The sequence below is a fragment of the Vreelandella janggokensis genome, from assembly GCF_031451615.1.
GTDB lineage: Bacteria > Pseudomonadota > Gammaproteobacteria > Pseudomonadales > Halomonadaceae > Vreelandella > Vreelandella janggokensis.
This window is the reverse complement of record NZ_JARWAJ010000003.1, coordinates 18873-32804: the sequence shown is the minus strand read 5'-3', so window position 1 is coordinate 32804 and position 13932 is coordinate 18873. Positions and strand designations below refer to the sequence as shown.

Annotated in this window: 16 protein-coding genes; 14 read left to right on the top strand and 2 right to left on the bottom strand. The window is 56.7% G+C overall.

The genetic code is table 11. From position 1 onward, the window contains the following. The first annotated feature begins 1 nt into the window (after window position 1). The 8 genes from rlmB (at window position 2) to QC816_RS09690 (ending at window position 6586) form a co-directional block, all read left to right on the top strand. A complete protein-coding gene (rlmB, locus tag QC816_RS09725; protein ID WP_085919817.1) occupies window positions 2-787 on the top strand; it encodes a 23S rRNA (guanosine(2251)-2'-O)-methyltransferase RlmB in 786 nt (261 codons plus the stop codon). Between the two features lie 214 nt (window positions 788-1001). Next, complete coding sequence (rpsF, locus tag QC816_RS09720; RefSeq protein WP_066321716.1) at window positions 1002-1391, top strand: 30S ribosomal protein S6; 390 nt, start codon at window positions 1002-1004, stop codon at window positions 1389-1391. A 36-nt stretch (window positions 1392-1427) separates the two neighbouring features. Continuing rightward, window positions 1428-1655: a 30S ribosomal protein S18 gene (gene rpsR, locus QC816_RS09715; RefSeq protein WP_085919816.1), complete on the top strand. Its 228-nt coding sequence runs from the start codon at window positions 1428-1430 to the stop codon at window positions 1653-1655. A gap of 12 nt (window positions 1656-1667) precedes the next feature. Further along, complete coding sequence (locus QC816_RS09710; protein WP_085919815.1) at window positions 1668-2519, top strand: hypothetical protein; 852 nt, start codon at window positions 1668-1670, stop codon at window positions 2517-2519. Window positions 2520-2534: 15 nt separating this feature from the next. Then, entirely contained in the window at window positions 2535-2981 is a 447-nt protein-coding gene (gene rplI / locus QC816_RS09705; RefSeq protein WP_085919814.1) for a 50S ribosomal protein L9, read from the top strand. A gap of 177 nt (window positions 2982-3158) precedes the next feature. After that, window positions 3159-5798 carry a replicative DNA helicase gene (locus QC816_RS09700; RefSeq protein WP_264827257.1) on the top strand — a complete coding sequence of 880 codons (2640 nt, stop codon included), beginning with the start codon at window positions 3159-3161 and terminating at the stop codon, window positions 5796-5798. A 64-nt stretch (window positions 5799-5862) separates the two neighbouring features. Further along, window positions 5863-6156: a hypothetical protein gene (locus QC816_RS09695; protein ID WP_066321721.1), complete on the top strand. Its 294-nt coding sequence runs from the start codon at window positions 5863-5865 to the stop codon at window positions 6154-6156. A gap of 127 nt (window positions 6157-6283) precedes the next feature. Then, complete coding sequence (locus tag QC816_RS09690) at window positions 6284-6586, top strand: DUF6482 family protein (RefSeq protein ID WP_085919812.1); 303 nt, start codon at window positions 6284-6286, stop codon at window positions 6584-6586. Window positions 6587-6602: 16 nt separating this feature from the next. On the opposite strand, the gene QC816_RS09685 is transcribed toward QC816_RS09690, so the two are convergent. Together QC816_RS09685 and QC816_RS09680 are read right to left on the bottom strand one after the other, a co-directional pair. Then, window positions 6603-7004 carry a thiol-disulfide oxidoreductase DCC family protein gene (locus QC816_RS09685; RefSeq protein ID WP_309781854.1) on the bottom strand — a complete coding sequence of 134 codons (402 nt, stop codon included), beginning with the start codon at window positions 7002-7004 and terminating at the stop codon, window positions 6603-6605. After that, window positions 7001-8581, bottom strand: coding sequence for a cryptochrome/photolyase family protein (locus QC816_RS09680; protein ID WP_309781853.1), 1581 nt, complete (start codon window positions 8579-8581; stop codon window positions 7001-7003). Before QC816_RS09680 ends, QC816_RS09685 begins: the two co-directional genes overlap by 4 nt. A gap of 111 nt (window positions 8582-8692) precedes the next feature. On the opposite strand from QC816_RS09680, the gene hemH reads away from it, so the two are divergent. The 6 genes from hemH (at window position 8693) to rloA3 (ending at window position 13929) form a co-directional block, all read left to right on the top strand. Next, window positions 8693-9763, top strand: a complete 1071-nt coding sequence (gene hemH, locus QC816_RS09675) for a ferrochelatase (RefSeq protein ID WP_264827260.1) — start codon at window positions 8693-8695, stop codon at window positions 9761-9763. A 180-nt stretch (window positions 9764-9943) separates the two neighbouring features. After that, entirely contained in the window at window positions 9944-10102 is a 159-nt protein-coding gene (locus QC816_RS18300) for a DUF2256 domain-containing protein (protein ID WP_085919801.1), read from the top strand. A gap of 2 nt (window positions 10103-10104) precedes the next feature. Then, window positions 10105-11523, top strand: a complete 1419-nt coding sequence (locus tag QC816_RS09670) for a DASH family cryptochrome (protein WP_309781850.1) — start codon at window positions 10105-10107, stop codon at window positions 11521-11523. 30 nt (window positions 11524-11553) lie between these two features. Continuing rightward, window positions 11554-11985, top strand: coding sequence for a DUF3429 domain-containing protein (locus QC816_RS09665; RefSeq protein WP_199284906.1), 432 nt, complete (start codon window positions 11554-11556; stop codon window positions 11983-11985). 69 nt (window positions 11986-12054) lie between these two features. Next, on the top strand, window positions 12055-13326 hold the full coding sequence (locus tag QC816_RS09660; protein WP_233337376.1) for a lytic murein transglycosylase: 1272 nt from the start codon (window positions 12055-12057) through the stop codon (window positions 13324-13326). A gap of 36 nt (window positions 13327-13362) precedes the next feature. Beyond that, a complete protein-coding gene (gene rloA3, locus QC816_RS09655; RefSeq protein ID WP_085919797.1) occupies window positions 13363-13929 on the top strand; it encodes a retropepsin-like aspartic peptidase RloA3 in 567 nt (188 codons plus the stop codon). Window positions 13930-13932: the final 3 nt, after the last annotated feature.

Below are 13932 nucleotides of genomic sequence, written 5' to 3'. Positions count from 1 at the left end.
CATGAAATCGCCAGCCTCACAGAAGCGCCCGAACACGCCGAATGGCCTCGACCAGGTGTACGGCGTTCACGCCTTGCAGAGCCTGCTCGAGCGCGGTGAAGCGCCGAGGGAAATCTGGGTGCAGCAAGGCGCTGGCAACCGGCTAAGTGAACTGCTGAGTCAGGCGGGCGGCCAGGGGGCTCGTATTATCGAGCACCCTCGAACGGTGCTGGACCAGCTGACCCAGGGGGCTTCGCATCAAGGCGTGGTGGCCTTTTGTCCGCCGCTGACACCCGAAAGTGAAGAATCACTGTGGCTCAAGCTGCGCGCATGGCCGTCGAGCGCGCCGCCTTTGCTACTGGTGCTGGATGGTGTGACCGATGTTCATAACTTCGGTGCTTGTCTGCGCAGTGCTGATGCTGCCGGGGCGCACGGCGTGATCGTTGCGAAAGACAAGGCTGCACCCTTGAACGCGACCGTGCGTAAAGTGGCCTGCGGCGCCGCCGAGGTCGTGCCGGTTTATCAGGTCACCAACCTGGCCCGGACGATGGCGAAGCTCAAGGATTCAGGTGTGTGGATTACCGGCACCGCCGGTGAAGCCGACGCCAGCGTTTACGACATCGACATGTCGGGCCCGACTGCACTGGTCATGGGGGCAGAAGGCAAGGGCATGCGCCGTTTGACCCGTGAGGCGTGCGATAACCTTGCCAAGCTGCCCATGGCCGGCCAGGTGTCGAGTCTGAATGTGTCCGTTGCCGCCGGTATCTGTTTATTTGAAGCGGTACGCCAGCGTCAGCTTGCAAGTTAACCCGCTCACCACTAAAATGCATGCGCCCGTTTGTCTGGCAAACGGGCGCTCGTTCTTATGAACGTTTGCTACGTACGGTTATTAAATCGTTGTTCTGCTTGATGCCAATGCCATTGATTCATCAATGGACGTGGCACTTCAGTTAACTCCTTGCTTCTATGTCGCGCTGCCTAGTGCTTGCGCATAAGAAGCTGCCAAACCGCAAGGAGATCCCATGCGTCATTACGAAATCGTGTTTATGGTCCACCCGGATCAAAGCGAGCAGGTCCCCGCCATGGTCGAGCGCTACACCAGCCTCGTTACCGAAAGCGGCGGCACTGTGCATCGCCTTGAAGATTGGGGCCGTCGTCACCTAGCTTACCCGATCAACAAGATCCACAAAGCCCATTACGTGCTGATGAACGTTGAATGCACCGGTGAGACGCTCGACGAAATCGAGAATATCTTCCGCTTCAACGATGCCATCATTCGCAGCCTGGTTGTGCGCTGTAAAGAAGCCGTGACCGAAGCATCGCCGATGATGAAGCCGGCAGAAGAGAAGCGTCCGCGTCGCGAAGAAAAACCGCGCGCTGAAGCTGAAGAATCTGAATCCGAATCTGCCTGATAGCATTCACTCCACGTAACCTAAGGAGCTTATTCCATGGCACGTTTTTTCCGTCGCCGTAAGTTTTGCCGCTTCACTGCCGAAGGCGTCAAGCAGATCGACTATAAAGATCTCGACACGCTGAAGGCTTACGTCACCGAAACCGGTAAAATTGTTCCAAGCCGCATTACCGGCACCAAGGCCCGCTACCAGCGTCAGCTGGCAACGGCTATCAAGCGTTCGCGCTACCTGGCGCTGCTGCCCTATTCCGACAGCCACCAGTAAGCGCTTAACGTGATGCTAGCACTGGCGCGATGGCTAATGCGTGGTACGCCCTACGCCGCAGGCGGGGCAGCGTTGGCCACCTTCGTGCCCTGGCTGTTTTGGCTGGGTGCCGCTATCAGCGCACTGGTAACGCTTCGCCGCGGTTTCGCGCAAGCCTTGCCTGTCACCATCGCGGCGGCACTGCCAGCCGGGATGTGGTGGGTGCAGGGCGATGTGATACCGCTGGCCAGTATCTTGCTGGTGACGTTGATGGCCGTTGTTCTGCGCGAGCGGATGCGCTGGAGTGAAGCCCTTATTCTCGGCGCGATTGCCGCCGCCGTGATGGTTCAATTGGGGATCTTCAGCCCGCCGGCGGGTACCGAGCAAATGCTCGAGCAGTTACGCCAAAGCTCGCAGGAAGTTGATCGGATGCTCAACGAGTTTGCCGATCAGGGCTATGATACCCAGCAGCTAGCCGGGCTCGTCGTCGGTGGTGTCACCGGGTTTGTGGTGTTGCTTGCCGCGATTGCCTGTCTGGCACTGGCGCGTAGCTGGCAAGCAGGGCTTTATAACCCGGGTGGTTTCCGTGAAGAGTTTCATGGGCTGCGTTTAGCACCCAAGGAACTGATCGTGCTGATTGCCTTGAGCGTTATCAGCATGGTGCTGGGCATCTCCGCGTTGGCGATGCTGGCCTGGATACCGCTGCTAGTGGCTGGCATTGCATTAGTGCATGGTATTGTTGGATTAAAGGGGATGAACGGGCTGTGGCTGGTAGCGTTCTATGTGCTGCTGATCACGACCTGGCCCACGATTCTCATTGTGCTGCTGTTGGGGCTGATAGATACATTCGCGAACATTCGCGCACGCCTTGCCCGCAGCAATTGACTAGAGGTTTACGAGATGGAAGTCATTCTGCTCGACAAAATTGGTAAGCTGGGCGGCCTAGGTGACAAAGTCACCGTAAAGCCTGGTTATGGTCGTAACTACCTGGTGCCTTACGGCCTGGCAGTACCGGCAACAAAAGATAACGTTGAGGCGTTCGAAGCCCAGCGTGCTGAGCTCGAAGCCCAAGCGGCCGAGCGCAAGGCAGAAGCTGAAGCACGCGCTGAACAGCTCAACGACATCGAACTGTCGTTGGTCTCTAAAGCGGGTGAAGAAGGCAAGCTGTTCGGCTCAATTGGTCCTCGTGACCTGGCAGACGCCATTTCGTCTGCAGGCATCGAAGTTTCCAAAAGCGAAGTACGTATGCCGCTGGGTCCGATTCGCCAGACCGGCGAATACGACATCGCGCTTCACTTGCACGCTGAAGTGGATGCCGCAGTACGCGTCGTCGTCGTCGCAGAGTAAGTACTGCAAGACGAGCAACGTCTTAAAGGGCGCGGGGATTTCCCCGCGCCCTTTATTATTGGTAGACAGTCAGTATTTGTAGACAGTCGAGCGTGACGCTAACGGTAGTGATTGCGATCATCGGCGGCTAAGATATAGCGTTTATTGACGACGCCGTCGTGTTTAAAGGAGCTCGTTATGCAGGACCAGCCACCCGCTGACAAGGAAACGGCAGCCCTCAAGCTACCACCCCACTCGCTAGAGGCAGAGCAGTCAGTACTGGGCGGGCTGATGCTGGATAATCAGGCCTGGGATGGTATTTCCGACCGCCTGGTGGCCGACGATTTCTATCGCTACGAGCATCGCCTGGTGTTCAACGTGATGATCCATCTGGCTGAGTCCGGTCAGCCGATGGACGTCGTGACGCTCTCCGAAGCACTTGAAGACCGCGATCAACTGGATACCGTGGGCGGGCTGGCCTTTCTGGCGGAGCTGGCCAGAAACACCCCCTCGGCAAGCAACATCCGCGCCTATTCAGATATCGTCCGCGAGCGGGCCACGCTGCGCAAGCTGATCCGAGCGGCCAACCAGATCGCTGAAGGTGCCTTTGCCCCCCAGGGGCGTCCGGCCGATGAGTTGCTTAACGAAGCCGAGCGGCTGGTCTTCCAGATTGCCGAAGAGCGCCCCAAAACCGGCGGCCCGATTGGCATGAGCGACCTGTTGACCAAAGCGGTTGACCGCATCGACGAGCTGTTCAATCTCAAAGGCCAGATGACCGGCTTATCGTCCGGCTTTCGCGATCTCGATGACATGACATCCGGGCTGCAACCGTCCGACCTGGTGATCATCGCCGGAAGGCCCTCGATGGGCAAAACGACCTTCGCTATGAATTTGGTCGAGCACGCCGTCATTTCCAGCGATAAACCGGTGATGGTGTTTTCCATGGAGATGCCAGCGGAATCGCTGATGCTGCGGATGTTGTCTTCACTGGGGCGCATCGATCAGACCCGCGTGCGTACCGGGCAACTGGAAGACGAAGATTGGCCGCGACTGACCTCAGCGGTAAACCTGCTGAAAGACAAGCAGCTGTTTATCGATGATACGGCGGCGCTATCGCCCAATGAAATGCGTTCGCGAATTCGCCGTGTCGTGCGCGAGCACGGCAACATGGCGATGATCATGATCGACTATCTGCAGTTGATGCAGATCAGTGGTTTCTCCGAAAACCGCACCGGCGAGATTTCGGAAATTTCGCGTTCACTGAAGGGGTTGGCAAAAGAGTTCAACTGTCCAGTCGTTGCCCTTTCGCAGTTGAACCGTTCCCTCGAGCAGCGCCCCAACAAGCGTCCGGTCATGTCGGATCTGAGGGAATGTGTGACAGGTGACACCTTAGTGACCCTGGAGACGGGTGAACGGGCACCCATTCGCGAGCTTGTAGGCCAAACGCCAAACGTTATCTCGATGGCGGAAAGTGGAAAACTCCAGCCAGCGAAAACGGACTTGATATGGTCAGTTGGTGTCAAGCCTGTCTTTGAAGTAACGCTTGCGAGCGGTCGGAGAGTCCGTTGCACCGGCGAGCATCGCCTTAAGGCGCTGTGGGGCTGGAAAACGGTTGCCAGCCTGGAAACCGGGGATCGGCTTGCTATTTCACGTCAACTAGCTGAACCAGATAGTCCCAGTGTCTGGGATGAGCATGCCATCATCTTAATGGCACACCTGCTCGGTGATGGTAGTTATGTGAAAGGCCAGCCACTGCGTTATACAACGGCCAGTGAAGCGAACAGCGAAGCAGTAACCCAGGCCGCAACACAATTTGGCTCAACGGTAACGCGCCACACTGGCAGGGGAAATTGGCATCAATTAGTGATCGCCGGCAATGGAAACCGCTGGCATGCGAGTGGCGTTGGGGCGTGGTTGAAGTCACTGGGGGTATTTGGTCAGCGCTCTGCTGATAAACATATTCCCCGGGAGCTTTTTAAGCTTTCCAACGACCAGATTGCCCTTTTTCTGCGGCACCTTTGGGCAACAGACGGCAGTATTACGACCGATGCCAATCAGCGAACACGCATATACTTTTCCACTGTTAGCCGCCGACTGATTGACGATGTTGCCGCCTTGCTGCTGCGTTTTGGCATTGTGGCCCGCATTAGGCGCGTCGTGTCTGGTGAAGGCGGTGGATGGTACACCGCCGACATCTCAAGCGTTGAGCAGCAACGTCGCTATGCTGAATATATCGGGGCGTTTGGCCATCAGAAAGACGCCATGGACAATTGGCTTGCCTCTGCCGTGGCTAATAGCAATACCAACATCGATACACTTCCTCAGGAAGTATTTGAGTACGTTAAACAAGCAATGGGCGCTAAAGGTATCAGTCAGCGCAAAATGGCATCGATGCGAAATACCGCACATGGAGGAAGCGCTCACTTCAGCTATTCTCCCTCTCGTAAGACGCTTAGCCACTATGCTGACCTTTTAGAGAACCAGGCGCTGAAACAAATCGCGACCAGTGATTTATTTTGGGACAAGGTCGTCGAGGTTCGTGCTTGTGGAGAAGAAGAGGTCTTTGATCTGACGGTACCGGGTAATGCTTGTTGGTTAGCCAATGATATTGTTAGCCATAACTCGGGCGCTATCGAACAGGATGCCGACGTTATCGCCTTTGTTTACCGCGATGAGGTCTATAATCCAGACAATCCGGATAATCAGGGTATCGCCGAGCTGATTATCGGTAAGCAGCGTAACGGTCCCATCGGCACCGTGCACATGGCCTTTATCGGCCGCTATACACGCTTTGAAGATTTGGCGCCGGATAGCTACGGGGAAGCTTTCGGTGATTAACTTGAGACCGGGAGTCAGGTTCGTATAATGCCCGGCCAATCAGCAAACAGAACGGGAGCACAGCATGGCAGGTGGTTTTCGGCGCGGTAATCGTCAGCGTCTACCCAAGTTAGAAGCGCGCGGGGAGTTGCAGTCGCTTGAACGCGAAGGGCCGTTCAAGGAGTGGCTGGGCATGCCTGACCTTTACCGCTACTACATCGAGGTCGACGGCGAAAAATACAGCTACCAGACGGAAGACTCGGAGTTGCCGGTAAAAGTGGGCGATAAAGTGGTGTTTCGTTACAAGCAGACCAAGGCGGGCAACTGGATCGATCGCAATTCGCTGGGCAAGGCCATCGACCCCTCCGAATACCAATAGCAAAGGCGGATGGTCAGGAACTCTCCTGGGGCTTCATCGTCTTAGCTAGAACGTGACACTGCAACAAAAATGCCATTATGTTTCGGCATGCTGTGCCACTGAAACGCTAATAACCCAGGAGGGAACCATGGAAATGACGTCACTCAAGGCGTTCGTTGCCCAACATGACAATTTTGAAATACGCGTCATCAGCCACGCGGGCAGCCGCTTTTATCAAGTGGAGCTGGAAGACGTTGAAGGTGAGCGCCACATGCTGACCCAGCGGGGCAAGCCGATGATGTTTCGGGCGCTGGATGATATCTACCTGGAGCTGAAACGCGCCGATATTCACCGCGCCTATCTGGTTCAGCACGTCGCCCACGACGAAATGATTGGCCGTGATGCCCACTATAGCGCCCCGTTAAGTTCGCGTGTGCCGCTGGTTTTTTAAACCTTGTGCATGAGCATTATGAGGATCCGTTAGACCGTTTTTCCCACCATTGGCCCAGTCGCACCCGGCGGCGGGCAAACCACCGATAGCCCCAGTTGAGGGCGCCTTTCAATCCCGGCAGGCACGATAGCCAAACCAGCCGCCGGTATCCCAGAACGGCATACAGGGCGCGGCTTGCTTCCATGCCGATGTACCAGTTGCCCTGGCTGTCTTTTACGTGAAGCAACCCCATCATGGCGTCGAACTCACCCCGATCGTGGGTGGCGTTGAATGCATCGCTCTGAATGTCCACCAGCCGAATGCGGTCCTGGTGTTGGTGACGGGAAAGCCAGTTGACCTCCACGCGGCAAAAAGGGCAGTTACCATCGTGGTAAAGCGTCGCAGGCGCACTGGCGTCAAGCGGGCTGAATCGACTCATGAGGTGGTCTCCTTTGTATAGCCAGCGGTATGGTGGGGCTGCCCGTAACCCGTCGAGGTTTCAAGCTGATCGAGAAATTGCTGTGCCTGTTGATGAATGGCTGATCGCTTGTCAGGTGCCATGCGATCAAGCGAGCCATAAATCAATTTCATGCGCGGATTCTGCTGTAACGAGCCGCGGTGTTGCTCGAGGAAATGCCAGTACAGACTATTGAAGGGGCAGGCCTTCTCACCCGTGACCTGGTTGGGTGAGTAACGGCAGTGTTGGCAATGGTCTGACATCTTGTTGATGTATTTGCCTGACGCGCAGTAGGGCTTCGACCCCATCTGGCCGCCGTCGGCGTGCAGCACCATGCCCAGCGTATTGGGCAGCTCCACCCATTCGCAGGCATCGATGTATACCGCCAGATACCAGTCGCACAATGCCTCCGGCTTGACCCCGCATAGCAGAGCGAAATTGCCGGTCACCATCAGACGCTGGATATGGTGCGCATAGCCGTTATCCATGGTCATTTCCACTGCTCGCTTCAAGCAGTGCATATCGGTCTTGGCGTCCCAATAGAAGGCAGGCAGATCACGCTCGAAACCTAACGAATTGCGGCGCTTGTAGTCGGGCATCTGCGTCCAGTAAAGCCCCCGTACATACTCGCGCCAGCCAAGTATCTGGCGAATAAAGCCCTCAACGGCGTTGATAGGTGCTTGCTCATCGAGATAACGCTGCTCTGCCGCCTGGCAGACCTCCTGGGGGGAGAGCAGGCCGATATTGAGCGCGGCCGACAGGCGCGAGTGAAACAGGAAGTTGGAGCTTTCACTGATCGCATCCTGATAGCGGCCAAAATCACTCAGGCAGTGGTCAAGGAAATGGCGCAAATCCACGAGCGCCTGGCGGCGTGTTACCGGCCAGTTGAACGTCGCCAGATCGCCCATATGGTCGGGGAAATGGCGCTTGACCGCATCGAAGGCGGCCTGGGTCATCTTTTCGTAGTGATGCCTGGGTGGCGTCGGAAACGCCAAGTTGCCCTTGATTGGCTCGCGGTTATCATGATCAAAATTCCACTGACCGCCCATCGGCTCATTGTCTTCCATCAACAGCCCCGTGCGTTTGCGCTGCTCACGATAGAAGTACTCCAGACGAAGCTGCTTGCGCCCCTCAGCCCACTGGCTGAAGTCATCGGGTGTCGTGAAAAAACGATCATCCTCGTGAAGCCGCCAAGGCAATTCTGCGGTTTGACGGTTCAGCATGGCTTCATAAAGCCGCCATTCGCCGGGGCGCGTCACGCGTATCTCATCGCAGCCGTAAAGCTGGGCCAGGCGCTCCGCTTCCCCGATCAACGAGTGGCAGTTGTCAGCATCATCCAGATTGCTGTAGTGGACCTCGAAGCCCTGTTGGCGCAGCTGGTAGGCAAAGTGGCGCATGGCGGCGAAGAACAGACCAAGCTTATGGCTGTGATGGGGAACGTAGCTCGCTTCGTCGGCCACTTCGCAAAGGGCGACGACGGCATTGTCAGGCGCCTGACGCAGCGTCACCAGAGAAGACGACAGCTGGTCGCCAAGCACGAGGAGTAAAGGCTTAGACATAAATTGACCTAACTATGTACAAATAATGTTAATAGTATAACTTTATGCCGCCGGTTTGCAGAAAAGTGGTAGGATTTATTTTTCAAGGTGCTGTCAGCAGGAGTGAATATCATGACCGAGCAAGTCGCAAAGGATCAGCCGGGCGAAGGTCGCCTAATGCATGCCCCCAGCGACCATCCCCCTGTGCCCCGCGCGAAGGTGGGCGTGGTATTGGCAAACCTGGGTACGCCGGATGCCACCGACTACTGGTCGATGCGTCGTTACCTGAGCGAGTTCCTGTCTGATAAGCGGGTGGTCGATTACGCCAACTGGAAGTGGCAGCCGTTGCTACAGCTGATCATCCTGACCAAGCGGCCGTTTTCATCCGGCAACGCCTATAAAAGCATCTGGAACAACGAGCTGAACGAAAGCCCGCTATTGACCACCACCCGGGCGCAAACGCAGAAAATGACCGAACGTTTGAAGGCGCTCTACGGCGACGATGTGGAAGTCGATTTCTGCATGCGCTACGGCAACCCTTCGACCGAAAGCGTGCTGAATCGACTGAAGGAAAAAGGCTGCGAAAAAATCGTCTTCTTCCCGCTTTACCCCCAGTACGGCTCGCCCACCACGGCGACGGCCAACGACCAGGCGTTTCGCACCCTGATGAAAATGAAATGGCAGCCGTCCATCCGCACCGTACCCGCTTATTTCGATCATCCGGCCTATACGGATGCGCTGGCTAACTCGGTGCGGGAAGCCTACGAAGGGTTGACGTCCCGGCCGACCAAGCTGGTCGCCAGTTATCATGGTGTGCCCGAGCGTTATCTACTCGAAGGCGACCCCTACCATTGCCAATGCCAGAAAACCACGCGCCTGCTGCGCGAAAAGCTGGGGTTCAGCAAGGAAGAAGTCGACACCGCCTTCCAGTCGCAGTTCGGCCCCGAAAAGTGGGTGGGCCCCCAGACCGTTGATCACGTAGCAGAATTGGCCAAACAGGGACACAAGCACATCGCCATCCTGTCGCCTGCGTTTTCGTCGGACTGCGTCGAGACTCTGGAGGAAATCAAAGAAGAGATTCACGACAGCTTCATGGAAGCGGGGGGAGAGACCTTCAGTTATATTCCCTGCCTGAACGACCGGGATGACCACATCGATGCGCTAGTGGCAGTGGTCAACAATGAATTGTCGGGGTGGTTGTAAGCGAACACGTGATCTCTGATATTTGTTTCTTTTTGTCATAGGCCACCTTCGGGTGGCTTTTTTATGTCTGTAGTCACCAACGGATGTCGTATAGAGGTGGAAAATATATGTACAATAGTTGTACTGTATAAGATATGATGTCTACGTTTAAAGTACGCCTCCTAACAGGCGAAAATCGAGATGACACATCAACACCATTTACCGGAAAAAGTTTGCGTTCACTGCCAGCGCCCATTTACTTGGAGAAAGAAATGGGCGCGATGCTGGGATGAGGTCCGCTATTGCAGCAAACGCTGTCAGCGCGAAGCCCGGATAGCAAAACGCGCTGAGGAGAACTGAGCATGAACAGCACGATCGATATCGTCTGGCTGCACGACGACCTCAGAGTGACAGATAACCCACTGCTGCGCCTGGACGATCTGCCGGATCATCTCGTCTGCCTTTATGTGCTTGATGAAGCGTGGCTGACGCCCTTGTTTGATGACGCCGATGTACTGCGAATTGGTCCGGCGAGGCTACGCTTCCTATGGCAGTGCCTGATGGAACTACGCGGCGAGCTCTTGCAGCGGGGCAGCGATCTTCTGGTGCGAATCGGCGATCCTGTCGAGGAGGTTGTAACGCTGGCTGAACAGCTCCAGGCGCGTAAAGTCAGAGTTGCCGAGCACGTTGGCGTAGAAGAGCAGCAGCACATCCAGGCGGTCAGCGATCGGCTTTCGCCGACAACCGTGGTTGAGCGTCATGAGTCGGGTCGGTTGATCGACGAACAGGCCCTGCCGTTCGATCTATCTCAACTGCCTGAGAGCTTCTCGGCTTTTCGGCGCCAGGTCGAGAAGCACTGTGTCATTCCCCCCAGCCTGGCGGCACCGGTTACCTTGCCTGCCTGGCCCGACGCGCCGCGTGGCTTTCCGCCGCTGAGCAAAGTCTGTGCCGTCAGTGCGGGTTGGCAACCGGATGAACGCCAAGGGCTCGATTTTGTGGGAGGAGAGGCGGCTGGCCGCGCACGCCTGCACCAGTATATCTGGCAGCAACATGGTCCGGCGACCTATAAGAAAACCCGCAACGGGCTTTTAGGGGCTAATTTTTCTACGCGTTTTTCACCCTGGCTGGCCCATGGTTGCATATCGCCGCGCCAGGTGCAGGATGAGGTCAAAGCCTGGGAATCACTGCACGGGAGTAATGAATCCAGCTACTGGATTGGTTTCGAGCTGCTGTGGCGAGAATATTTTTTACGCGCGGCGCAACTGGAAGGCGAGTCGCTATTCGGTCAGGCGCAGTTGCCTGCCACCAACGCAGACTTCGATGCCTGGCGCAATGCCACGACAGGGGTGCCGTTTATCGATGCCGCGATGCTGGAACTGAGGAGCACGGGGTGGATTTCCAATCGTGTTCGCCAGAACGTGGCCAGCTTCCTGGTCAAGGATATGGGCGTGGATTGGCGACTGGGTGCCGCCTGGTTTGAGCACTGCCTGCTGGACTACGATGTGGCAAGCAATTGGGGGAACTGGCGCTATATTGCCGGGGTGGGTCGTGATCCGCGTCAGGACCGCTACTTCAACGTATTGAAGCAGGCAGGCCACTATGACCCTAAAGGGTTTTATGTGGCGCACTGGTTGCCTGAACTGGAGAATTTGCCCAATGGTCTGGCTCGGCATCAGCCATGGCGAGCCGCCGCTGAACGTTTCCCGGCACCTCGCGTGGCCCCCGAGGCCTGGCAACGCTGGTTGATCGATGAAGGGCAACTGGAAGCAACGGACGAGTAATGGTTGGACGAGTAACTGATGAGAGTATCCATGGAAGATCGCCGTACCGCCTGGTTGTTGGGGCTGGCAGGCTTGTTGCCGTTCCTTTTGACGCTCTGGTTGGCAGGGTGGGGGCCAGTCGCCTGGCAAGAAACCGCAGTTCGAGCGTTCTTGTATTACAGCGCGGTGATCCTGTCGTTTCTGGGTGGCACGCACTGGGGAGCGGCGCTGCAAAACCCGCAACCGGGTCATAACCATCGGCTGCTGATCGCCATGGCGCCGAGCCTGATTGCCTGGCCTGCGTTACTGTTCAGTCCACTGTGGGGGCTGGTCGTGCTGGGTGTCGGCTTTATGTTTGTTTGGGGGTATGATCTCAGCCGCAATGGGCGCTTTGGTTGGCCAAGCTGGTACTGGCAGCTGCGCACGCTATTAACCGTGATCGTCGTACTTGCCCACGTCGTCTTGTTGACTCGCCTGTGGTGATCAGGCTCTAGTAACCTAAAGCGTTCTGCGCCATCATCGGAGGCTGCCAAGGACTGCCTTAAGGAAGCCATGATGTTGTATAAAATGACGTTGTATAAAAAGCTGACAATTGCCTCGGTCAGCGCCACGTTCGGGATGACGGCCGTATTGCTTTTGAGCCCTCCGGTACTTGCGAACCAGCAACTGATGACCGAGGTGGATGCCCAGGTTGCGGAAGACATACAGCACGAGAGCTTTAGCCAATGGCGCGACGCCTTCCGTCGCTACGCCAAGGATCAGGGCATCAGCGAAGCGACGCTACGTGAGGCTTTCGATCAGGTCCGCTACCGCGAACGGATCATAGAGCTGGATCGCTACCAACCCGAATTCGTGCGCCCCATCTGGGAATACCTTGATACGGCGGTTTCCAGCACCCGCATCAACAACGGGCAGGATCGGCTTGCAGAACATCGGCGTACGGCAGAGCAAATGGAACAACGCTACGGTGTTCCCGCCGAAATTATTGTCGCCATCTGGGGTATCGAAAGTAATTACGGTAGCAACTTCGGTGATTTCTCCACCCTCGAAGCATTGGCGACGCTGGCCTTTGATGGCCGTCGCCAGCAATTCGCCCGCGAGGAGTTACTGGCTGCCTTACGGATAATCCAGCAAGGCGATATTGCCGCTGAGCAAATGCGTGGCTCCTGGGCGGGTGCCATGGGACATACTCAGTTCATCCCCACCAGTTTTGAAGCCTATGCCGTCGACGGTGACGGCGATAACCGCCGCGACATCTGGAAGAGTATTCCTGACGTCATGGCGTCAACGGCCAACTACCTGGACCGTGCGGGCTGGCAGCCTGGCCAGCCCTGGGGCGTTGAGGTCAATCTGCCGGCTGACTACGACTACGCCCAGACTGGCCGTCGTGACAGTCAGGCCTGGGCAGAGCAGGGTGTGGAAGCCGTGAGCGGCGAACTCCCGCGTTTTGATAGTGCCGACGTCATTGTGCCTGCCGGGGCCGACGGGCCGGCATTTTTAGTAGGGCCCAATTTCCGCGCCATTCTGCGTTACAACAATGCCACCAGCTACGCGCTGGCGGTGGCAACGCTGAGCGATGCCATTGCCGGGCGGGATGGCATTCAGCAAGGCTGGCCGCGTGAAGAGGCACCTTTGACAAGGGATGATGTCCAAGCGCTTCAGCGCTACCTCAACCAGGCCGGTTACGACGTTGGCGGCGCCGATGGCATTATGGGACCCAACACCCGCCAGGGCCTGCGTGCCTTTCAGCGGGCCGAGGGATTGACCCCGGATGGCTTTGCGACACAATCATTGCTCGAGCGGCTGCGCCAGCGGGTTGAGTAGCTCTTCTTCCAAAGGATATCAGGACAGGAAATGATGATGCCCAAGGCAGTAACGACATTGTTGAGTAGTTTCGCCATTGTCACGGCACTGGCTAGCAGTCAGGCAGTGGCCGATGACGACAAGGTATTTGGCTGGGTGGAAAAGGCAACGCTGCAGCCCTGGGGAACCGAAGTCAAAGCTAAACTCGACAGTGGTGCATTGACCTCGTCGCTGGACGCTCGTGACATCGAGATGTTTGAAAAGGACGATGAAGACTGGGTGCGTTTTCGTCTCAAGCTTGAAGACCAGGAAAGTGGTGAGGTATTTAGCGACGAGTTAGAGCGCCCACTCTATCGCGAGTTGAGAGTTCGCGGTGCTGGTGGTGTAGACGAGCGCCCCGTGGTACTGCTCAACGTGTGCATGGGCGACACCGTCTACGAAGAGCAGTTCAGCCTGCGTAACCGGGAAGACATGAATTACCCGCTATTACTGGGGCGGCGCACCATCAGCCACCTCGGTTTGCTCGATGTGCGTGAAACCTTCATGCAAGAGCCCGACTGCGGCGATGATGCAGAGGTAGTGGCCCATGATCCCGACGAAGATGACGCCAGCGACGAAACCTGATCC